This is a genomic window from Streptomyces sp. NPDC005808, assembly GCF_042871385.1.
Lineage (GTDB): Bacteria > Actinomycetota > Actinomycetes > Streptomycetales > Streptomycetaceae > Streptomyces.
Genome location: NZ_JBIAIK010000021.1, coordinates 90,742 through 111,084, shown reverse-complemented (window position 1 = coordinate 111,084; position 20,343 = coordinate 90,742). Strand labels below are relative to the sequence as shown.

The following is a 20,343-nucleotide window of genomic DNA, read 5'->3' as shown; positions in this document are numbered from 1 at the left end:
ATTCGCAGGTCGCCCGCGGGCACGCGCGCGTGGAGAGTCCTTCGGGGCACGCGCGCGCGTGCCCGTTTGCGTGCGTCGATGACACGAAATGCGGCAGGGCGGGTACGTAGGTCTCCATGACACCTGAGCGTCCAGAACCGGCGGCTCCCGGGCCCGGGGCCGAGCCCGTGGTTCCCGTCGTGCCGACCGCCACGTACCGGTTGCAGCTCCAGCCGGAGTTCCCCTTCGGGGCCGCCGAGGCGGCCGTGCCGTATCTGGCCTCGCTCGGCGTCTCCCATCTGCACCTCTCCCCCGTCCTGGAGTCGGTCCCGGGCTCCACGCACGGCTACGACGTGGTGGACCACGCGCGCGTGCGGGACGAACTGGGCGGGGAGGACGGCCTGCGCTCCCTGGCGCGCACCGCGCGGGAACACGGTCTCGGTCTGGTCGTGGACATCGTGCCGAACCACATGGCGATGTCTCCACGTCACAACCACCCCCTGTGGGAGGTGCTGCGCGAGGGGCCCCGGTCGCCCTACGCGCGCTGGTTCGACATCGACTGGGACGCCCAGGGCGGGCAGCTGCTGCTGCCGGTGCTCGGAGGCCGGCTCGGCACGGAGACCGGCCATCTGAAGGTGGACGGTGACGTCCTGCGCTACTACGACCACGTGTTCCCGCTGCGCGAGGGCACCGCGAACCTGCCCCTGCCGCAGCTGCTCGACGCGCAGTGGTATCGCCCGGTGTGGTGGCGGCTGGCCCGCACCGAGCTCAACTACCGCCGGTTCTTCAGCATTTCGGAGCTCATCGGAGTGCGTGTCGAGGACCCGGAGGTGTTCGCGGCGACCCACGCGAAGATCCTGGAGCTGCTCGACGAGGGCGTGGTGGACGGGCTGCGCGTCGACCACCCGGACGGCCTCGCGGACCCGGACGAGTACCTTCGCCAACTGCACGAGGCGACCGGCGGGCGCTGGACGGTGGTCGAGAAGATCCTCGCGGACGGCGAGCCGCTGCCCGCGGCGTGGCCTGTCGCGGGCACCACCGGCTACGACGCACTGCGGCATGTCGACGGCCTCTTCACGGACCCGGCGGGCGCCGGTGACCTCCTCGGCCAGTACCGGCGTTTCGCGGCCCCTCAGAGCGACCGTGGCGGCCACTGGGAGGCGACGGTGCGCCGGGCGGCGTACAAGGTGGTCACGCACGAGCTGGCCACGGAGGCCGACCGCCTCACGCGCGAGGCGAGCCGGCTGTGCGCCGCCTCTCCGGACCCGGCGCTGCGCGACCACGCCACCTGGGCGCTGGCCACCGCGCTGCGGGAACTCCTCGTCCGGCTTGAGGTGTACCGGCCCTACCCCTCCTCTGACGCCGCCCTGGTGATCACCGAGGGAGCCGCCGCCGAGGCCCGGGCGGTCTTCACGGTGCCCGAGGAGGCGCATGCCGTGGACGTCGTACGGGACCTGGTGCTCGGGCGGGCCGGTGACGGGCCCGGGCAGGCCGAGTTCCGGGCCCGGTTCGCGCAGACCTCGTCCGCGCTGCGGGCCAAGTCCATGGAGGACACCGCGTTCTACCGCTATGTGCCGCAGCTGTCGGCGAACGAGGTGGGCGGGAATCCCGGGAGCCCGGCCGTGTCCCCGGAAGACTTCCACGCCTACTGCGCGCGCGTGCAGCGCGACTGGCCCGCCACCGGAACCGCCCTGTCCACGCACGACACGAAACGCAGCGCCGACGTCCGCGCCGCCCTCTCCGTGCTCACCGAGTGCCCAGAACAGTGGGCGGACGTCCTGGCCGAGGTGACCCGCGACGGCGGCGGCGTGCCCGACCCGCAGGTGGCGTGGGCCGCGTGGCAGACGGTGTTCGGACTCGGCCCCGCGGACACTGAGCGGGTCCAGGGAGCCCTGTTGAAGCACATCCGGGAGGCCGGACTGCACACCGCCTGGACCGAGCAGGATCCCGCGTACGAGGACGCGGTGGCGGCGTTCGTCGCGGAGGGGCCGTGCGGGGCGTCCGGGCGGCGCGTGGCCGACTTCCGGGCCACCCTCGCGCCCCATGTGCGGGCGAACGTCCTGGGGGCCGCTCTGGTCCATCTGACGATGCCGGGGGTGCCGGACGTCTACCAGGGCACCGAGGGCGAGTATCTGGCGCTGGTGGACCCGGACAACCGGCGGCCCTTCGCGCCGCAGGAACAGGTGTCGGCGAAGACCGCGCTGACCACGGGGGCCCTGCGGCTGCGCGGGCGGCGCCCGGCTGTCTTCGGCGACTCGGCGACGTACGCACCGCTGACGGCACAGGGCCCCGGTGCCGCGCACTGTGTGGCGTTCGTACGCTCCGGGGAGGTGGTCACGGCCGTCACCCGGCTGTCCCTGCGGCTGGCGGAAGCGGGCGGCTGGCGGGACACCGTGCTCCCGCTCCCCGAGGGCCGGTGGACCGATGTGCTTTCCCCTGGGCGGGAGTTCACGGGGCACGCGCGCGTGGCCGAGCTTTTCGAGCAGTTGCCCGTGGTGCTGCTGGAACGGGTCAGCGCAGGCGCACCGGAAGGCTCCGCGGTGAGCGGCTGATCAGGCCCTGCGAGGTGGGCCGGAAGCCCGGTACCCACCGGAGGTCCGGCAGGACCGTCAGCAGGGCGCGCAGGCCGTGTTCCGCGGTGAGCCGGGCGAGCAGGGCGCCGGGGCAGAAGTGCCGTCCGGAGCCGTGGGCGAGCTGTCCGGGGTCGGTGCGGAAGGCGTCGTAGCGGTCCGGGTCGGCGAACCGTGCGGGGTCCCGGCCCGCGGAGCCCACCAGACACGCCACCGTGGCGCCCACGGGTATCGCGCCGACCGGCTCGAGGGCCCGCCGCAGCACCACGTGCAGCGGCGGATCGCGGCGCAGCGACTCGGCCCAGGCACCGGCCGCGAGCGCGGGACGGACGCGGACGACAGCCAACTGGCCCGGGTGGTCGAGGAGGTTGGCGAGGAACGACGCGAGGCCCCGTGCGGTCGCCTCACCGCCCGCGCCGAGGAGGGACCCCGCCAGACCCGCCACGACCTCGTCCGACAGCGGTCGTCCGCCGGCCCGCGCCGTGCACAGCGCCGACAGCAGGTCGGGACCCGGGTGAGCGCGGCGGCGGGCGATGTACGGGCGCAGGAAGGCGTCGATCTCCGGGTGGTGGCCGCCGAGATGGTCAAGGCCCGTTCGGCACCACTCATGCACGCGCGCGGTGTCCTCGTACGGCAGCCCGAGCGCGGCGACGGCCGCCGCGGTGGGCAGCCACTGGCAGAACTCGGTGACGAGATCGGCCTCCTGACGGGCGGCCAGGCGGCGGGCGAGGACGAACGCCGTGCGTGCGACACCGGCGGTCAGGGCGGCCAGCGCGGCCCCGCGGAACGCCGGGGAGACAACTGCCCGGTGGGCACTGTGCGTGCCGCCTTCCAGGTGGGCCAGGGTGCGTCCGGGCGGCATCGCGACGAGCCGCGGGTCCGCGAGGGCCGCGCGCACATCGGCGTACCTGCTGACCAGCCAGGCGCCGAACAGCTCGTCGTACACGAGGGGGTGGCGCTCGCGGAGGACGCGGTACAGCGGGTAGGGGTCGTGCGCGGTGCCGTCGGCGAGGAGGCTCGGGGACGCCGGTGGGTTCTCCGGCCACAGGCCCAGCAGCGCGGACGAGTTCCCCGGCCACAGACCCAGCAGCGCGGACGAGTTCCCCGGCCAAGGGTTCCGGTGCGCAGTCCCGGTACCAGGAGCCGACGGCGTCCCCGGCGGGTGGGACGCCGGTGCGCCTTCGCCGGGAAGGCCCGGCAGACCGGGAAATCCGTGGTGCCCGGAAAAGCCGGAACGACCGGGAGGACCGTGGGGACACAGCACCGCCGGCCTCCCGACTGGGGTCTGCGCGCTGGACCGCGCGATTGCTCCCAGCCGACCACCGCGACGCCCGGACCGCAGGCCTCGTACACCCATACGAGTGAACTCGGTGCCCCTGCCCGGCCCGACGCGGTCGGCCGGCCGTTTCCTGACACTCGCCGGTCGAAACCTGCATCCACACCGGATTCGCCTCCTGTCGGTGCACACCGGATTCACCTCCTGTCGGTACACACCCCCCGCCAGCGGTAAATGCCTTTTGGCGCCCCCTGGAGCCGCCCCTCCGTCTCCTTGACAGTTCACTCAGTCCGTGGAGTACTGCGGAAAGCGACGCAGGGCAGACAAGTCGGGGGTGAGTCTCCTGCCGGAGTTGCGCTACCCCACCGTGACCGAAATCGTCTCGTCCGCAAGGGCGTTGGCGGCTCACCGGCCCGGCCTGTGCGCGCTCAGGCAGGTCGGCGTCTCACGCGGGGGCAGACCTCTCCATCTGCTGTCCATGGGCCATGCCCCACGCGGCGTCCTGGTCGTGGCGGGCGCCCACGCGAACGAACCGACCGGCGGTTCGACCGTGCTTGCAGTGGCCGAACAGGTCATGCACGACCGGGAGTTGCGGGCCGACACCTCCTGGCACTTCCTGCTCTGCGCGGACCCGGACGGGGCGAGCCTGCATGTGACGCCGGCGCCGCGGACGCTGCTCGACTACCACCTCGGCTTCTTCCGCCCGGCCGGGCCCGAGCAGCCGGAGTGGTCCCCGTCCGTCCTGCCGCCCGACCGGCTGCCGCCCGAGACCCGCGCCCTCATCCGGGTCATCGACGAGGTGCGGCCCTACCTCCAGGTCAGCCTGCACGGCACCGATCTGGGCGGCAGCTGGGTGCAGTTGACCAAGGACGTCCCCGGACTCGCGGAGCCGTTCGCCAAGTCCGCGGCGGAACTGCACATCCCGGTGGAGACGGCCGCGTCGGACGCCGCGGGCTGGCCCGCCTCCGGGCCCGGGGTGCATGTGATGCCGGCTCCCGGCCTGGACCCGGCGTACCCGAGCATGCCCGACGACGCACGGCACAGCACCTGGTACCACGCCCACCGGTACGGCGGTCTCACCGCGGTCGTCGAGGTGCCGATGTGGGCCAGCGACCTGGTGGACGACCCGACACCGCACCCGGCCCCCGCGGCGGCGATGCGCCGGCTGGCGCGCAGGCTGCTGCGGGACACGCTCCAGGTGGAGGCGGTACTCACCGAGGCGCTGCCGCGGCTGCGGGGCCCCGACGGGCCGCTGCTGCGCGCCGCCAAGTGGGCGCTGGAACTGGTGCCGGGCCTGGCCGACGACTGGGTACGGACACCGCCTCCCGACACGACCATGGCGTACGTCGGCAGTGTCGACGCGTTCGGGCGCCGGCTTCCGCTGCGGGCCGCCGCGATGCTGCTGCGGGTTCTCAGGGAGACCGGTGACCGCGAGGCGCCGCACCTCGAACGGCTCGTCGCCGCCTGGAGCGGCGCCTTCGCGGACCGCTTCCGGGCCCGCTGGGTTCCGCTGGACCACCAGGTCGAGCACCAGGCCCGTACGGTGATCGCGGCCGCCCGCCACGCGCGCGACGCCTCGGCCTGAGGAATCAGCCCGCGAAGCCGCCGGAGCCGCCGATGCCTCCGATGCCTCCGACGCGCCCGGGATCCCCGAGGGCGAACACCGAGCCCGTCTCGACTCCCATCATGCAGCTGTTCGAGAAGGTGCGGGTGTACTCGGTCCGTCGGCCGTTCCACTCGCCACGCGCGGAGGCGGTGACCGGTGCGTAGACCATGGGGCAGAGGACGTCGGCCCTGACCGGGATCCGGGTGATGTCCCCTTCGGCGGCGCGGAGTTCCTCGCATGCCTGTGCCGCGTGGGCGTGCCCCTGGGGCGGGTCGCAGAGCAGGAGCGTGCCGTGTGTGTCGCTGGAGCGGGCATCGCCGCTGCCGACCGTGAGGTACAGCCAGTTGCCCGGGACGGTCTGCTGCGGCGTCACCTGAGCCGGGGCCGCCGGGGCCGCGCCCACGGTGAGGAGGGCGACCGCCGCGAGCAGGCCGCCCCGTACCGCCTGAGTGGTTTTCGTCATTCCCGATGCATCGGCACGGCGGCCGGCGAACCCCACCCTGTCTCACCCGAACGGGACCGCACGCGCGCGTCCCGCTCCGCGAGGTCGAACACGGCGAGCACCACGCGCGCCTGGTACTCGACCTGCCGTGCGACCGGGATCCAGCGCGCGCCACAGCCGTCCCGGTAGTCGGCGCACCACTCGTCGATCAGCCGGTCGAGCTCCGGCAGCACTCCGCGCGGATCGTGTCCCGAAGCGGTCACGAGTTGGTGCAGCAGCCCGGCGGTGCGCAGGGCGACACGGCGTCCGGCGAGCCGCAGGGCGGTGAGGCGGGCGACGGTGAGGGGCGGCAGAGGGCGCGTTCCACCTTGGCGCAGGTCGGGATCCCACGAGTCGGCGAGACCTGGGCCGACCAGTAAATAGTCGTCCACGGGGGCGAGGAGGCGGGCCACGTCCGGGGAGCAGCCGAGAAGGGGACGCACGCGCGCGAGGATTTCTTCCAGGAGCCGGGTGTCGTCGCGCAACGTGTGGCTGACGGTGCGCAGCGCGGCGTCGGCGTCGGCGGGCGGTGTGGGGTCCTCCACTGCGGCCACGCCCCACATGGGGGCTTCGACGACCGCTGTCACGGTGCCGTACGGGTGGGGGTGGAACCAGGTGGACTCGACCGCGGCCTCGGTGATGGCGGCTGCCAGGTCTCCTCGGCGCGGCGGCGGGATGCGGTAGACGGCGGGTCCCAGCGTCGGCCAGTACAGGGTGTCGTACGGGCCGAGTTCGCGCGGGATGCCGAGGCGGTTCGCGGTGCGCGCGACGCGCTGCGCGATGCCGGGCAGCTCACGGGTGAGTTCGAGGAAGGCGCCGCCCACGTCGACGCCGTGCAGGGAGCACTGCAGAAAGGGCCGCAGTTCGTCCTGGAGGTCGAGGAGGGCACGGGTCTCGGGCAGGGTCGCCCCGTCCGCGCCCTCGGGCAGCCACTCGGGCTGCTCCAGGAAGCCGGGCCGGAAGAAGTGCCTGAAGTAGTTGCCGAGGGTGTACGGGCCTGACAGCCAGGCCTCGTTGCGGCGGGCGCCGTCGGGGTCGAGGCAGAGCAGCAGGTTCCAGGTGGCGTCCGCGCCCTCGCACAACCGGGGGTCGGCGAGCGCCCGTTCGGCCAGCCGCAGGACCGTGGCACCGCCCACGGGTTCGTTGGCGTGCGGCCCGGCGACGACGAGGGCCTGCCGGCTGCCGTGCCCGACGGACAGGAGCCACAGGGGTGTTCCCGCCCGTGACGTGCCCACTCGGCGCAGGCGGGCGTCGCGAGGATGACGGGCGACGAGGGCGGCCGCACGGGCTCCCAGCTCGTCCACGGTCGGGTAGCGAGGGAGCGGCGGCAGGGCGCACCTCCACATATGTGGTGCCGTCGGTTCACCTGATGTGCATGGTGTACGCACAGTCAGTCACGCCTCTAGGGGTACGTCAACACCATGGAAGGTAAGGAGAGTCGAGGAAAACGGTGTGGGAAACCCATGCCAGAGGCCAGTCAGCCGCCATGCCGGATGCGAGTCGGCCGCGAGGGTCGGCGGCCTCCCGAACCATCAGTCCGACGCAAGCCGGAACGTCATCCGTCCGAAGCCGATCTGGTCGCCGTCCCGGACGACGGCGGCGCCGATGACGCGCCGCCCGTTGACGGTCGTGCCGTTGGTCGAGCCGAGGTCGCGCAGGACCCACAGGCCGCCCTGCCGGCTCAGCTCGGCGTGCACCCGGGACACCGTCTCGTGGTTGAGCCGCAGGCCGCTGGCGGGGTCTCGTCCGATCCGCAGCGGGTACATGCCCGCGGGGTGCGGCAGCAGCAGCTTCGGGAGCTTCTCCGCCTGCCAGGCCCTGCGCACCCTTACGGAGAAGCCGGAGACCGCCTCGACGGTGCCGAACACCACCTTCGACCAGCGGTTCTCGGTGGGCAGGTCGGCGGTGAGCACGGCCAGTTCGTCGGACCTCCGGGCGGTGAGCGCCAGCTCCATACGCCGGATGAACGTGTCGTGCGAGAGCCGCCCGAGGGCGGCGCCGTCACGGAGCGCCTTCAGCGCCCGGTCGCGCTCCGCGTCGGACAGCCGCGCGGGGTACGTGTGGAACTCGAAGGACGACGTCACGTTGGTGATTGTCGGGCAGCGCGGGCGGGGTGTCCAGAACACACGGAAACGGCCGCTGCGGCCGACCGGACCGTTCGCGGTGGCGGACACGCGGCAAAACGGGAGATTCGAAAGCGAATTGATCTCGCGTCAAGCACCATGTACGAGCTACGTCACGGAATGCAGATCACAAAGCAGATCACAAAGCAGATCACGGTGAGCGGACAAGGGGGCAACGTCTGTGCGGTTCGAGGTGTGGGCACCGCAGGCCGAGCGGGTGACACTCCACTGCGAGGGCGCCACGGGCGCGTTGGAGCGCGATCCGGAGCGTGCGGGTTGGTGGGCGGGTGACGCGGAGGCGCGGGACGGGACGCGGTACGGCTTCGCGCTGGACGACGGCCCCGTGCTGCCCGATCCCCGCTCGCGGCGACAGCCGGACGGCCCCGACGGGCTGAGCGCGGTGGTCGACCCGGAGCGCTACGACTGGCGCGCGCCCTGGGCGGGCCGTCCGCTGCCGGGCGCGGTCCTGTACGAGCTGCACGTGGGGACATACACCCGTGAGGGCACGCTGGACGCGGCCGCCGAGCGGCTCGGCCATCTCCGGGAACTGGGTGTGACCCACGTCGAGTTGATGCCGCTGTGCCCCTTCCCGGGGCGGCACGGATGGGGATACGAGGGTGTGTCGCTCTGGGCCGTGCACGAGCCGTACGGCGGCCCGGAGGCGCTGAAGCGCTTTGTCGACCGGGCGCACGAACTGGGCCTGGGCATCGTCCTCGACGTCGTGCACAACCACCTCGGTCCGTCGGGCAACTACCTTCCCGCGTTCGGCCCTTACTTCACGGACACCCACCAGACGCCCTGGGGATCGGCGGTGAACCTGGACGCGCCCGGCTCGGACGAGGTGCGCGCCTATCTGGTCGGCAGCGCGCTGGCGTGGCTGCGCGACTACCGGCTGGACGGGTTGCGTCTTGACGCGGTGCACGCGCTGCGGGACACGCGCGCGCTGCACTTCCTGGAGGAGCTGTCGACGGCCGTGGACGGCCTCGCCGCCGATCTGGGCCGGCCGCTCTTCCTGATCGCCGAATCGGATCTCAACGACCCCCGGCTCATCACCTCCCGCGAGGAGGGCGGCCTCGGACTGCACGCGCAGTGGAACGACGACTTCCACCACGCGCTGCACACCGCGCTGACGGGTGAGGCGCAGGGCTACTACGGGGACTTCGCGCGTGCCCCACTCCCGGCGCTCGCGAAGACGCTGACGTCCGGCTTCTTCCACGACGGCACGTACTCGAGCTTCCGCGGGCGGTCCCACGGCCGCCCGCTCGACCGTACGCGCGTCTCGGCGCACCGCCTGGTCGGCTATACGCAGACCCACGACCAGATCGGCAACCGCGCCCAGGGAGACAGGCTGTCGGCCTCCCTCTCCCCCGGTCTGCTGGCCTGCGCCGCCGCGCTGACGCTCACCGGGCCCTTCACGCCGATGCTGTTCATGGGCGAGGAGTGGGCGGCGGGCACGCCGTGGCAGTTCTTCACCGACCACACCGATACCGAGCTCGCCGAGGCCGTACGGCGGGGCAGGCGCCGGGAGTTCGCGGCGCACGGCTGGGCCGAGGAGGATGTTCCGGACCCGCAGGACCCGGCCACCCGGGACCGCTCCTGTCTGGACTGGTCGGAGCCCGAAAAGGCCCTCCACGCGCGCGTACTGGCCTGGTACCGCGACCTGATCACCCTGCGCCGACAGCAGGCAGACCTCTCGGACCCCGACCTCGCCGCGGTGAAGGTCGCCTACGACGAGGAGGGCCGCTGGCTCGCCCTGCGGCGCGGTGACGTCCGGGTGGCCGTGAACCTCGGCAAGGAGACCGCGACCATCCCCCTCGGCGTCCGCAACGCGCGCGTGCTGGCCGCCTGGGAGCCGGTCCGGGCGCCGGACGAGGACGGAGTACTGAGCGTGCCGGGCGAGTCATGCGTGGTGCTGCGGCAGGGATGAGCCGGCGGCAGCCCAGTGAGGCTGTGGGGAGCCGGTGACGGCCCAGTGAGGCTCTGGAGAGCCGGTGACGGCCCAGTGAGGCACTGGCGAGCCGGTGACGGCCCAGTGAGGCACTGGCGAGCCGGTGACGGCCCAGTGAGGCACTGGCGAGCCGGTAGCGGCTCAGTCGTCGCCCGTCAGTTCCGTGACCCGTTCCAGCAGGATCGCCTCCCAGGCGCGGCGCAGCTGCGTACGCAGGAGGGTCACGGGGCTGTTGCCGCGCCCCTGGAGGCGGTCGGCGAGACGGATCACGGTGTCGCAGCGGGCCAGCCACAGGCCGCGCAGACAGGGGCGGGCGCCGTACCCGGCGAGGGTGGCGGCGCGTACGGCCGCGGGGGCGCCTACGGCGATGGCGAGCCCCGCGATGTCCTCGGTGGGGTCGCCGAGCACCGCGTCCGTCCAGTCGAGGACGCCGCGCACCCGGCCCTCGGCGCTGACTACGAGGTGTTCGCCCCTGAGGCCGTGGTGCACGAGGACGGCTGCTCCGGGCTGTCCGGTGAGCTGGACGGCGGCAGCCGCGGTGAGCTGGGCGAACCGGGCGGGGTCGAACTCGTCGGCGGTGGCGAGCTGTTCGGCGGCCCCTTCGGCGGCCGTCCGCAGCGCCTCCAGGGAGCGTGGCGCGGTGCGCGGAACGCCGAGTGCCTCCGCCTGGCGTACGGGCACCTCGCGCAGCCCGGTGAGCAGCGCGGCGAGGTCGGCCTCGCCGATGGCGGAGACGCCCTGTTCCTCACTGGTGACGCCGGCCAGTCTGGTGTCCAGGGTGTAGCCGAGGCCGGCGGCCCACTCGCCGTGCGCGACGCTCACCGGGACCGCGACCCCGACGTACGGGCGGATCAGATCGCGCAGTCGCAGTTCGCGGCGCCGGCGAGCGGAGGCCTCGCGGTCCGGGGCGAGCCGCAGCACATGGCGCGTACCGACCCACCAGGTGGAGTGTTCGCCGTCCTCGTCCTCGGCGACGGGCCGCACGTCGGGTCCCGGGCCCGCCGTGGGGGCGTCGGTGAGCAGGGAACGGACCAGTCGGCGGACGGTGTCCGCGGTCGGTGTCGGTGCCTGGGTCATGGTCGCGCCGCTGTCGTTCGGGGATGTGGGGTGCCGGACGGGTCGGGTCGGGTCGGGTCGGGTCGGGCGAGTGGAGGTGGTGGTCAGTCGACGATCACCAGCTCGCGAGAGGTGGTGTTGAGGCGGCGTCCGCCGTCGTCGGTCACGGTCACGATGTCCTCGATGCGCACTCCGAAACGGCCGGGCAGATAGATGCCGGGCTCCACGGAGAAGCACATTCCGGGGACGAGCGGCTGCTCCTCGCCCTCGATCATGTAGGGCGGCTCGTGCGTGGTGACGCCGATGCCGTGCCCGGTGCGGTGGATGAAGTACTCGCCGTACCCGGCGTCGGTGATGACGGCGCGGGCCGCCCGGTCGACGTCCTGGCAGGCGGCACCGGGCCGCACCGCCCGGAAGCCCGCCTCCTGGGCCTCGCGCACGATGTCGTGCACCTTGCGCTCCTCGTCGTCCGGTTCACCGACGTGGACGGTGCGGGAGGTGTCGGAGCCGTAGCCGTGCTTGAGGCCGCCGAAGTCGAGGACGACCATGTCGCCGCGTTCGATGACGCGGTCGCCGGCCTCGTGGTGCGGGTTGGCTCCGTTGGGCCCGGAGGCGACGATGGTGAAGTCGACCTGGGAGTGCCCGAACTGTCGCAGCAGGGCGGCGACATCGGCGGCCACGTCCATCTCCCGGCGGCCTGCGAAGGGAACCTTCCGGATCTCCTCGTACGTCGCGTCCGCGGCGGCGCCGGCGGCCGCGAGCCGGTCCAGTTCCGCCGCGTCCTTGACACCCCGCAGCATCGGCAGGGCCTCGGTGAGGGCGACGTAGCCCGTGTCCGGCAGCCGCTGCTGGAGGCCGAGCAGGTGGAGGGCCCAGGTGTTGTCGCTGACGCCGAAGCTACCGGAGCCCGCCAGGAGGTCGCCGGTCGCCTCGTAGGGGTCCTTGCCGTCGGTCCAGTCACGGAGAGTCAGCGCGGGGGCCGCCGCTGCCGCGTCCGGAGCCTCCAGGGTGGGCACGACCAGGACGGGATCCCGGCCGGGGCGGAGCACCAGCACGGTGAGCCGTTCGGTCTCCACGGGCCGGTAGCCGGTCAGCCACACCAGATCGGGCCCCGGCGCGACCAGGACGCCGTCCAGCCCTGCGTCGGCGGCGGCCTCGGTCGTGCGCCGCATACGGGCCTCGTAGTCACCGACGGTGAAGGGCGCGGGCGTGCCGGTCATCCATGCCTCCGTCTGTCCCGGGTTCCTCAGGGGGCTACGGGCAGCATCCTGCCCCTCCGACGGGACGGGCGCGAGCCGGTTACCGCCGTCACGTCACCCGGCCCACTCCCAGAAACCCGAAACCAATGGTCAGCCTCCACCTTTCCATGAGATCCAATGGTTTCCAACGGGTTCCAATGGGGTGGATCCCAGCAATTCGTTACGGCGGTGGCCGGTAGCCAGGTGGGCCGCTCAGGTCACGACCCCAGGGGTCGTGGACAGCTGCTGCTGGTTGCCGTTCGCGTGCCGCACCTGGAGGGTGACGGCGGTTCCGGGCTTCGCGGCGGCGACCGCCCGTGCCAGGTCGGCAGCCGCGTCGATACGGGTCTCGCCGAAGGCGAGCAGGACGTCGCCGCAGACCAGGCCGGCCGTGTAACCCGGCCCGGGGACATGGACGCCGACGACGAGTGCGCCCGTACCCTCGGGGACGTCGACGGCCTCGACGCCGAGCGTTGCCCGCACGGACTCCTTGTTCTCCGGTTGTTCGTCCGGCTTCTCCGGTTGCTCCGGCGGCTCCTTCGCCGGGGTCGAGCTCCCGCCGCCCGGCGCCGACTTTGACCCGGTCGGAGGCGGGGCCGCGGCCGCCTGCTTCTGCAGATCCGCCAGCTTGCTCATCCCGATCACGGTGGCGCCCACGGTGCCGAGTCCGACGCCCGACAGCACCAGGACGATCCCCACGAAGAGGCCGAAGAGGAGAGTCACCAGTCGTTTGCCGCGTCGCCGCGCGGCGTGCGGACGCCGGTTGGCGCCGGCCGGACGGCCACCGCCCCGCTCCTGACCGGGCATCGGCTTGGGACGCAACGCGGTCTGTTCCATGGATCGCCTCCGGCAGCTGCTCTGTGGATCGCCCCCGGCTGTTGCTCTACCCGGCGTCCGGGCACGCGACGATCCACGAACGAGTGAGACTGCCAAGGACGTTCGAGAGAGGGGGCCGCCCCAGCGGAGCCGGCCGCGACTCAGACCGCCCCGGAGATGCTCCTGGAGCTCTCCGAGGCGGCACGGCTGAGGCGTCAGACCGATGCGGAAAGCGCGGTCCCCGACCAGTTGACCGGGGGCGCGGGTACCTGGTCAGGCACGAAGCCGTGGGCGCGGCGGGCCAGGTCCGCGTCGCCGTAGCGGTGGCAGTCCTGGTGCCATTTCAGGATGCCGGCCATCCAGTTCTGCAGCTCCGTCACATAGCCCTGCATGATCTGGCGCACCTCCTCCGAGAGCTTGAAGTCCTCGTAGAGGATGGGCAGTTCGTGGGTGGCGACGTGCTGGAACTGCTGCATGCGCTGGGTCATCAGGTCGTGGATGACGGTGAGCGCGGTCGGGTAGTCGCAGCCGAAGAAGTTCTGCACGACGAGGATTCCGTTGTGCACCTCACCCTCGTACTCGATCTCCTTCTGGTAGGAGAAGACGTCGTTCAGGAGCATCGCGTAGTCCATGGCCGCGTTCTCCAGCGACCGGACGGGGCCGCTGCGGTAGACCTCCGGCGGTACCTTCCTGCCGTGGCCGATGCGGCACAGGCTCATGGTGAGTTCGGAGCCGAAGGTGGCGCGGCGCATCTCCAGGTAGTCGACCGGGTCGGGGATGCGGTGCTGGATCTGGTTGGACAGCTCCCACAGCCAGCTCTCCGTCATCACGTCGACCGCGGCCCGGAACTGGCGCCGCTCCTCGGGGGTCATCTCCGCGGCGGTGCGCCGCCAGAGATCGATGAGGCCGCGCTCCATACCGTTGAGAGGGACGGGGACCTCCTCGCCGTCGATGGGCATGCAGGCCGACAGCCGCGCGGTGACCAGCTTGGCGGTGGCCAGGTCGCGGCGGTTGCCGAAGACGAGCGGGTAGTAGTCGTCGCCGTAGGTGCCCCAGGCCAGCCACTGGGAGCTGACGTCGAGAGCCTCCGGCGTCGCGTCCGGGTGGATGCCCGCCGCGCACAACGGCAGGTCGTAGGCGAGGAGTTTGTCCTCGTCCCAGACACCCTCCTGGAGCATGCCCATGTCGTGCGTCCAGCCGGTGAGCCGGTCCCGGGCGCCCGCCAGATGCGGGCTGAGGGTCACCTCGAACGGCATGAAGAATTCCGGGAGTTGCGAGGGTCCGACCTTCTGGAAAGGGACATGGGTGTACGAGCGCAGCCGCTCCGCACCGGCAGCGGAGAGCAGCGCGCCGATGTCGACGGCGGAGGTCCCGAGCCCGGCGGCGCCGAAGGGCTCTCCCGCCGACAGGGCCCCTTCGTTCATGTAGCGGCTGGACCGCAGGTGCCATTCATGGCCGCCGGACTGCCAGTCCTGGAGCCCCTGTGTGTACGCGGCGACCGCCGCGACCTCATCCGGAGTGAGTCCCTTCTCCAGGGCCAGCGCGGGCACTTCGGTGAACGCCGTGTGCTCGAACTGGTGGAGCCGGGAGGTGAGCACGTCGTTGACGGTCTCGGCAGCCTCCTGGGTCGTGCAGCCGAAGAAGGTCTCCAGGACGAGAACTCCGTTGCTGAGCTCGCCCTCGTCCTCGACCTCCCGCTGGTACGAGAAGAGGTCGTTGCGCAGATGCACCCCGTCGGAGAACGTCTCCATCAGAACCCGCAGCGGCCTCGACTCGGCTACGGCGGCGGGCACTTCACGGGTCGCGTACTCGACGAGCCCCGCCGACCAGGGGGCGCCGCCCACCTTCCGGCGCATCTCGATGTACTCGACGGGGTTGGAGATCCGCCCTTCGTTGATGTTGGAGAGCTCCCACAGCGACTCGTTCAGCAGGTGCTCGGTGGAGACCGCGAACCGCCTGCGCCACTCGACGGACATCGAGGGCACCGTGCGCGCCCACAGGTCGGCGAGCCCCGCCTCGACGGGGTTCTCCGGCTCCGGTACGGGAGTTGACAGGTCGAGCGGCATGAAGAGCGGCAACCGGTCGAGGTAGGCCTTGCCGCCGTCGCGGTCCTGGCTGCGTTTGAAGGTCTCCAGGAAGTGGTCGTCGAAGAAGAACACCCACACGTACCAGTCGGTGATCAGCGAGAGTGCCGGGCCGTCGCAGTCGGGGTGCGTGTACGCGCACAGCAGCCCGTAGTCGTGCGCGTCGAGGTCGGACTGTTCCCAGATGCCGGAACCCTCCAGCATGCCCATTGTGCGGGCCCACTCGACCGAGTGTGCCCGCGCCTCGTCGAGATGGGAATTCAGCCGTGCGGGATACGGCATGTAGAAGTGCGGGAGTTGGAACGGCTGCGTCATGGCCCGGCCCTACCCAGGGCCCTCCGGGGGCATCCACGGGCCGGGACATGATCACACCATCGCGTGAACCAGCGGGTGAATGTACGCCATACCGGCAAACGCCGACTCCCTTGTCCAACGGGATCTTCTGGCCCACGTCGGACAGCCCCGTGCACCGGCTCGTCGGGAACGGCACCACCGTGCCGACGTCCGACCACCGGCTCGGGTGGCAGGACGTGCGCGTCGACTGACCTGGACGGGGGCGGGCCTTTCTGGGCCCCGCCCCCCCTTCGGCCCCGGGCCTCAGCTGCCGGAAACCACCGGCAGCACTTCCTCCGCCACCCACGCGAGCGCGTCCGGCAGCGCCTGCGTCGTCACCGGAAGCCATAGCGAACAGACGGCGAGACCGGCCTCCGCGAGCTGGCGAAGCTCGTCGTTCACACTGTCGGCGGTGGCCGCCTTCCCGCCGAGTGGCCGCCACGGCATGTCCACCGCCGGTGAGAAGCCCGGCGGCACCAGGAAGGCGCCCGACGTCAGCGCGAGGGTGCCGGGATCGCGCCCCGCCTCCTTGCCGAGCGTCGCAAGCCGTTCCCGTACGACGGTCAGGGCGGCCGCGTCGACTCCCGAACCGTGCCACCCGTCGCCGTGGCGCAGCGCCCTGCGCAGGGCCGCGTCACTGTCTCCGCCGATCCACACGTCGGGGCCGCCGGGGGTGCGCGGCCGTACTCCGAGCCGCATCCCCTCGGCCCGGTCCTCCCACAACTCCCGCATGACAGCGAGCTGTTCGTCCATCCGCTTGCCGCGTCCGGCAAGGGTGGCCCCCGCCGCGGCGAACTCCTTCCCGTCCCAGCCGGTACCGGCGCCGAGCGTGAAACGGCCGCGGGAGACACGGTCGAGGGTGGCTGCCTGGTGGGCGAGGACGACCGGGTTGTGGAGCGGCAGGATCAGGACGCTGGTCACCACCCGGATCCGGTCGGTCGCGCCCGCGATCGCCGACAGCAGCACCAGTGGATCCGCGTTCACCCCCTGCTCGCCGGCGAGCAGATGGCTCCCGGCGATGAGGTGGTCGAAGCCCAGCCGCTCAGCCGTGCGAGCGGTTTCCAGGACCCCGTCGAGCTCACTCTCCCGACCCGGCCACAGCCGGTGCGCGCCCACTCCGATCCGCATCCCTCAGCTCCTCTGGATTCCCGTCGCACGCCGAGACGTCACGCTCCTGACACCGCCGAGACGTCAGGCCCCCGACACTAGGGCCGGGACCAACGCCACGACAGCGGTTTGTCGGGTCATCCCCTGGCTTGGATCAGCGCATGCGTGCCGCTCGTGCGCCAGCGCTGTTCCTCGGCGGCGTCGAGTGCGGCCTCGGTGTGGGCGTCGAGGCCGACGGTCACGTCGGACTTGAGGGTGCGCAGGGCGGCGACCGGGCCGGGGAAGTATGCGGTGGGGGTCGCGAAAGGTGTGGTGGCAGGCCAACGCCTGTCGCCGATGAGACGGCGGTAGTTCAGGTCGCCCTTCATGATCGTCACGTCTGCCGCGGCGAACTCCTCACGCAGGTCGTCCGGCATGTCGGCGTACGGCAGGGGTGCGCAGGAGAAGGGATGGGCACGGACCGTGAGGCGGCCGTCGGCCATGGCCGACCACAGGCGGTGACCGGACTCACCGGCGGCGCCCTTCGCGGCGGTGAGACGGCGCAGGGCGTCGACCACGTCCGCGGTCGTGGCGTCGGAGACGTAGTACGGGGACGGCTTCACGTGCAGGACGGCCCGCCCGGCGCGGCGGTGAAGGAGGAGGTGGTCGATGAGGAGCAGGTCCGGGATGAGTTCGCGGCCCGCATTGTCCGCGACCACGCAGAGGGTGCCTCCGGCGAACAGAGACCGCAGCAACCCGCTGTCATCCGCTACGAGTTGTGAGTCGACGGCCGTTCCACCGTCGGCGGCGGCCAGGCGGAAGCCGAGGTCCGCGCGGTTGCCCCACAGCGATCCGTGCAGCAGCGCCAACTCCTGGTCCTCGACCGGCTGGTGCGCGAGTTCGTCGAGCGCGGCGAGCTCCTCGTCCGCCTCCGGGGTGTCGAGCTCGGCGAGCTTGAAGGGCCTGAAGGGGTCGATACCTTGCCAGGTCTCGGTGCCGAAGTACCCCACCGCTTCAAGGAGTTGGCGGTAGAAGTAGCTCTCGGACCACAGGAAGGGCACATCGAACCAGGAGCGTCCGAAGTACTCCCGCCCCCACACCCCCCACTGCTCCCGGCCCACCGCGCCGGCACCGAGCGGCTCGATGACGCCCTCGGTGCAGTTCTTCAGCAGCGCGTCGAGCGCGCGATGCTGCTCGGGCCCGTACGGGAAGGCATCCCGCACCTTCCGGACGAGCGCCGGATGCCGCTCGGCCAGCACACTCCAGGGGAACGAGCCGGGGGTGTTACTGAGGATCACGGGTGCGACTTCGACCGCGGCATCGCGGCCGGCTGCCGACTCGGCTGCGGACTCGGACTCGGCTTCAGACATGGCGGTGCGTTCCTCCGGGGCTGGGCGGGGCCTCGGCAGGCACAGTAGCTTCCTGGACCCTCTTCACGCGCACGGCGGTCCGCCTGGCCGTCCTTGGTGCACAAAGGCCTCGCGGTGCCCCGGAATCCGGGGCACCGCGAGGCACCGTACGACATGAGACCGGGGGACCGTCAGAAGGTCAGCTTCCAGCTGTTGACCGTGCCCGTGTCCTGCGCCGCCGTGTCCTGGACGCGGAGCTTCCAGGTGCCGTTCGCGGTCTCGGTGGAGGCGTCGACCGTGTAGGTGGTGCTGACGTTGTCCGCGGAGTCCGAGGAGCTCGAGGCCTTGAGGCGGTAGGCCGAACCGTCCGGGGCAATCAGGTCGATCACCAGGTCACCGCGGTAGGTGTGGGTGATGTCGACGCCGACCTGGAGGGCGGCGGGCGCGTTGCCGGTGCGGCCGCTGACGGTGATCGGCGACTCGACGGCGGAACCGGCGTCGGGGATGGCGACGGCCGAGGTGCTGGTGAAGGTGGTGCCCCCCGTGGAGCCGCCGGACCCGCTCACCGCCTGCACCGTCTTGGCCGCGTCCGCCAGACCGGCGCCGCAGCCACCGGTGCAGGTGCCGGGCAGGGCACGGGCGTTGGTCTTGATGGCCGACTCGATCTGCGCCGGGGTGAGCGAGGAGTTCGCCGACTTCATCAGCGCGACCAGGCCCGCGATGTGCGGGGTGGCCATGCTGGTGCCCTGGTAGTACGCGTACGACTCCGTGGACGCGGTCTTCGTACCGGAGTTCAGCGTGGACAGGATGCCGTTGGCGGTACCGGTGCTGGTCTGGCCGCCGGGGGCCGCGATGTCGACGAGAGTGCCGTAGTTGGAGTACGAGGCGCGGGCGCCGGTGCGGTTCGTCGCGGCGACGTTGATGACGTTGCTGCAGCTCGACGGGGAGTAGCCCGAGGTGTTGGAGTTCTCGTTGCCGGCGGCCACCACGACTGTCGTCCCGCGGTTCACGGCGGCGGTGATGGCGGTCTGCGTGGCGGTGGTGCAGGCACCGGAGCCGCCGAGGCTCATGTTGATGACCTTGGCGACGTTGGCGTTGGCGGGAACGCCGGAAACCGTGCCGCCCGACGCCCAGGTGATCGCGTCGATGATGTCGGAGTCGTAGCCACCGCACTTGCCGAGCACGCGCAACGGGGAGATCTTCGCGTTGTACGCGATGCCCGCGACGCCCTTGCCGTTGTTGGTGACGGCCGCGATGGTGCCCGCGACGTGCGTGCCGTGCCAGGACGAGTTGCTCGAACCGGTGCCGGTACCGCACTCATCGGTCGCGTACCAGTCGCCCGGGTCGGCGGGGTTGCTGTCACGGCCGTCGCCGTCCACCGACACTGCGGTGTCGGAGATGAAGTCGTATCCGGCGACGATGTTCCCGGCGACGTCGGAGTGCGTGACGTAACCGGTGTCGATCACGGCGACCGTCACACCGCTGCCGGTGGAGGTGGCCCAGGCGCCCGGGACGTTCATGCCCGCCGTGGACTCGAACAGATCCCACTGCTTGGTGTACTCGGTGTCGTTCGGGTCCGCCTGCGGCTTGTTGAGGCGGTCCGGTACGACGTACGCGACCTGCGGGTCCGCCTGGTACCGCGCGATGACGTCGGCGACGTCCGCCTTCTTGAGCTCGGCGCCCAGGTCGACCAGGGCCGCGCCGGTGCCGAGGCGACGCTGGAAGTCGAGGTCCTCGCCCGCCTGCTCGCCCTTGGCCCGGGCGTCGGCATCGGCGGCCGTGTTGGACTTGGCCTCGGCGGCGCCGGACTTGTAGCCGACGATCAGGCGCTCGGCCGGGGCGGCGACGGCCTGCGCGGCGGGGGTTACCCCGGGGGTGGCCGCGGGGGTCTGAGCGACGGCGACCGAGGTCGTCGTACCGGCCAGCAGCGCGGCGGATATCGCGGCGACGGATATCAGCTTCCGTCTGGCGCCGCGGGAGGGGGAGGTCGAGGACGAGGAACGCAAGGGCTTGCCTTTCGGGGCCGGCTCCGGGCGGGCGATGCGAGGCGGAGCAGCGGTCGATTCGCTTCGTCGTCGAAGCGGCGGGGGGTCGAAACCAGAAAGCGGCGCGGTGGCCGGCCATGCGCAAGCGACCCGGTCAGGGGTTTCCTATGGGGTGGCTGTGGTCGAACGATAGGCAAACCGCAGGTGAGGGGGATACAGGGGAAACCCTCGATCTGGCCGGTAACCAACCCTCGGGTTCGGGCAGTTGGACGGGAACGCCCTTGTTCGCCCGAGTTGGGCATCTGAACGCGGCCCGCCTGGTTCCCGTACTTCACCGTGCGGTGCGGCCGCTCAGGTGATGCGGTGCGGCCGCACCGGCTTTCCCCCGCTGTCCCGCATCACCCGGTTCATCC

Annotated in this window: 14 protein-coding genes; 3 read left to right on the top strand and 11 right to left on the bottom strand. The window is 71.9% G+C overall.

What is annotated here, in order from left to right; genetic code table 11:
• The first annotated feature begins 116 nt into the window (after window positions 1-116).
• A complete protein-coding gene (gene treY / locus ACFYPC_RS33560) occupies window positions 117-2,531 on the top strand; it encodes a malto-oligosyltrehalose synthase (protein WP_391890660.1) in 2,415 nt (804 codons plus the stop codon).
• On the opposite strand, the gene ACFYPC_RS33555 is transcribed toward treY, so the two are convergent.
• On the bottom strand, window positions 2,491-3,813 hold the full coding sequence (locus ACFYPC_RS33555) for a cytochrome P450 (RefSeq protein WP_391890656.1): 1,323 nt from the start codon (window positions 3,811-3,813) through the stop codon (window positions 2,491-2,493). The genes treY and ACFYPC_RS33555 overlap by 41 nt on opposite strands.
• A gap of 346 nt (window positions 3,814-4,159) precedes the next feature.
• Here ACFYPC_RS33555 and ACFYPC_RS33550 point away from each other — a divergent pair, with 346 nt between their 5' ends.
• Window positions 4,160-5,410, top strand: a complete 1,251-nt coding sequence (locus tag ACFYPC_RS33550) for a M14 family zinc carboxypeptidase (protein WP_391890637.1) — start codon at window positions 4,160-4,162, stop codon at window positions 5,408-5,410.
• Window positions 5,411-5,414: 4 nt separating this feature from the next.
• Here the strand turns inward: ACFYPC_RS33550 and ACFYPC_RS33545 are convergent, their stop codons facing one another.
• The 3 genes from ACFYPC_RS33545 to ACFYPC_RS33535 form a co-directional block, all read right to left on the bottom strand.
• Window positions 5,415-5,894 (bottom strand): SSI family serine proteinase inhibitor, encoded by a 480-nt coding sequence (locus tag ACFYPC_RS33545; RefSeq protein ID WP_391890634.1) that lies wholly within the window; start codon window positions 5,892-5,894, stop codon window positions 5,415-5,417.
• On the bottom strand, window positions 5,891-7,258 hold the full coding sequence (locus ACFYPC_RS33540) for a M14 family zinc carboxypeptidase (RefSeq protein WP_391890631.1): 1,368 nt from the start codon (window positions 7,256-7,258) through the stop codon (window positions 5,891-5,893). The genes ACFYPC_RS33545 and ACFYPC_RS33540 overlap by 4 nt, the downstream gene beginning before the upstream one ends.
• A gap of 186 nt (window positions 7,259-7,444) precedes the next feature.
• Complete coding sequence (locus ACFYPC_RS33535) at window positions 7,445-7,996, bottom strand: FHA domain-containing protein (protein WP_391890628.1); 552 nt, start codon at window positions 7,994-7,996, stop codon at window positions 7,445-7,447.
• Between the two features lie 220 nt (window positions 7,997-8,216).
• Here ACFYPC_RS33535 and treZ point away from each other — a divergent pair, with 220 nt between their 5' ends.
• Complete coding sequence (treZ, locus tag ACFYPC_RS33530) at window positions 8,217-9,962, top strand: malto-oligosyltrehalose trehalohydrolase (protein WP_391890626.1); 1,746 nt, start codon at window positions 8,217-8,219, stop codon at window positions 9,960-9,962.
• A gap of 162 nt (window positions 9,963-10,124) precedes the next feature.
• Here the strand turns inward: treZ and ACFYPC_RS33525 are convergent, their stop codons facing one another.
• The 7 genes from ACFYPC_RS33525 to ACFYPC_RS33495 form a co-directional block, all read right to left on the bottom strand.
• A complete protein-coding gene (locus ACFYPC_RS33525) occupies window positions 10,125-11,060 on the bottom strand; it encodes an aminoglycoside phosphotransferase family protein (RefSeq protein ID WP_391890623.1) in 936 nt (311 codons plus the stop codon).
• A gap of 83 nt (window positions 11,061-11,143) precedes the next feature.
• Window positions 11,144-12,259 (bottom strand): aminopeptidase P family protein, encoded by a 1,116-nt coding sequence (locus tag ACFYPC_RS33520; RefSeq protein ID WP_391890620.1) that lies wholly within the window; start codon window positions 12,257-12,259, stop codon window positions 11,144-11,146.
• 231 nt (window positions 12,260-12,490) lie between these two features.
• Window positions 12,491-13,114: a PDZ domain-containing protein gene (locus ACFYPC_RS33515; protein WP_391890617.1), complete on the bottom strand. Its 624-nt coding sequence runs from the start codon at window positions 13,112-13,114 to the stop codon at window positions 12,491-12,493.
• Window positions 13,115-13,308: 194 nt separating this feature from the next.
• Window positions 13,309-15,492 carry a germacradienol/geosmin synthase Cyc2 gene (cyc2, locus tag ACFYPC_RS33510; protein ID WP_391890614.1) on the bottom strand — a complete coding sequence of 728 codons (2,184 nt, stop codon included), beginning with the start codon at window positions 15,490-15,492 and terminating at the stop codon, window positions 13,309-13,311.
• A gap of 282 nt (window positions 15,493-15,774) precedes the next feature.
• Window positions 15,775-16,638 (bottom strand): TIGR03619 family F420-dependent LLM class oxidoreductase, encoded by an 864-nt coding sequence (locus ACFYPC_RS33505; RefSeq protein WP_391890611.1) that lies wholly within the window; start codon window positions 16,636-16,638, stop codon window positions 15,775-15,777.
• Between the two features lie 116 nt (window positions 16,639-16,754).
• Window positions 16,755-17,966, bottom strand: a complete 1,212-nt coding sequence (locus ACFYPC_RS33500; protein WP_391890608.1) for a damage-control phosphatase ARMT1 family protein — start codon at window positions 17,964-17,966, stop codon at window positions 16,755-16,757.
• Window positions 17,967-18,136: 170 nt separating this feature from the next.
• Window positions 18,137-19,951 (bottom strand): S8 family serine peptidase, encoded by a 1,815-nt coding sequence (locus ACFYPC_RS33495; protein ID WP_391890605.1) that lies wholly within the window; start codon window positions 19,949-19,951, stop codon window positions 18,137-18,139.
• Window positions 19,952-20,343 lie beyond the last annotated feature (392 nt).

What these genes read in the sequence shown, in the direction of transcription:
- treY (WP_391890660.1), top strand. Translation starts at nt 117, where the DNA reads ATGACACCTGAGCGTCCAGAACCGGCGGCTCCCGGGCCCGGGGCCGAG.
- ACFYPC_RS33545 (WP_391890634.1), bottom strand. Translation starts at nt 5,894, where the DNA reads ATGACGAAAACCACTCAGGCGGTACGGGGCGGCCTGCTCGCGGCGGTC.
- ACFYPC_RS33540 (WP_391890631.1), bottom strand. Translation starts at nt 7,258, where the DNA reads ATGTGGAGGTGCGCCCTGCCGCCGCTCCCTCGCTACCCGACCGTGGAC.
- ACFYPC_RS33525 (WP_391890623.1), bottom strand. Translation starts at nt 11,060, where the DNA reads ATGACCCAGGCACCGACACCGACCGCGGACACCGTCCGCCGACTGGTC.
- ACFYPC_RS33520 (WP_391890620.1), bottom strand. Translation starts at nt 12,259, where the DNA reads ATGACCGGCACGCCCGCGCCCTTCACCGTCGGTGACTACGAGGCCCGT.
- ACFYPC_RS33515 (WP_391890617.1), bottom strand. Translation starts at nt 13,114, where the DNA reads ATGGAACAGACCGCGTTGCGTCCCAAGCCGATGCCCGGTCAGGAGCGG.
- cyc2 (WP_391890614.1), bottom strand. Translation starts at nt 15,492, where the DNA reads ATGACGCAGCCGTTCCAACTCCCGCACTTCTACATGCCGTATCCCGCA.
- ACFYPC_RS33505 (WP_391890611.1), bottom strand. Translation starts at nt 16,638, where the DNA reads ATGCGGATCGGAGTGGGCGCGCACCGGCTGTGGCCGGGTCGGGAGAGT.
- ACFYPC_RS33500 (WP_391890608.1), bottom strand. Translation starts at nt 17,966, where the DNA reads ATGTCTGAAGCCGAGTCCGAGTCCGCAGCCGAGTCGGCAGCCGGCCGC.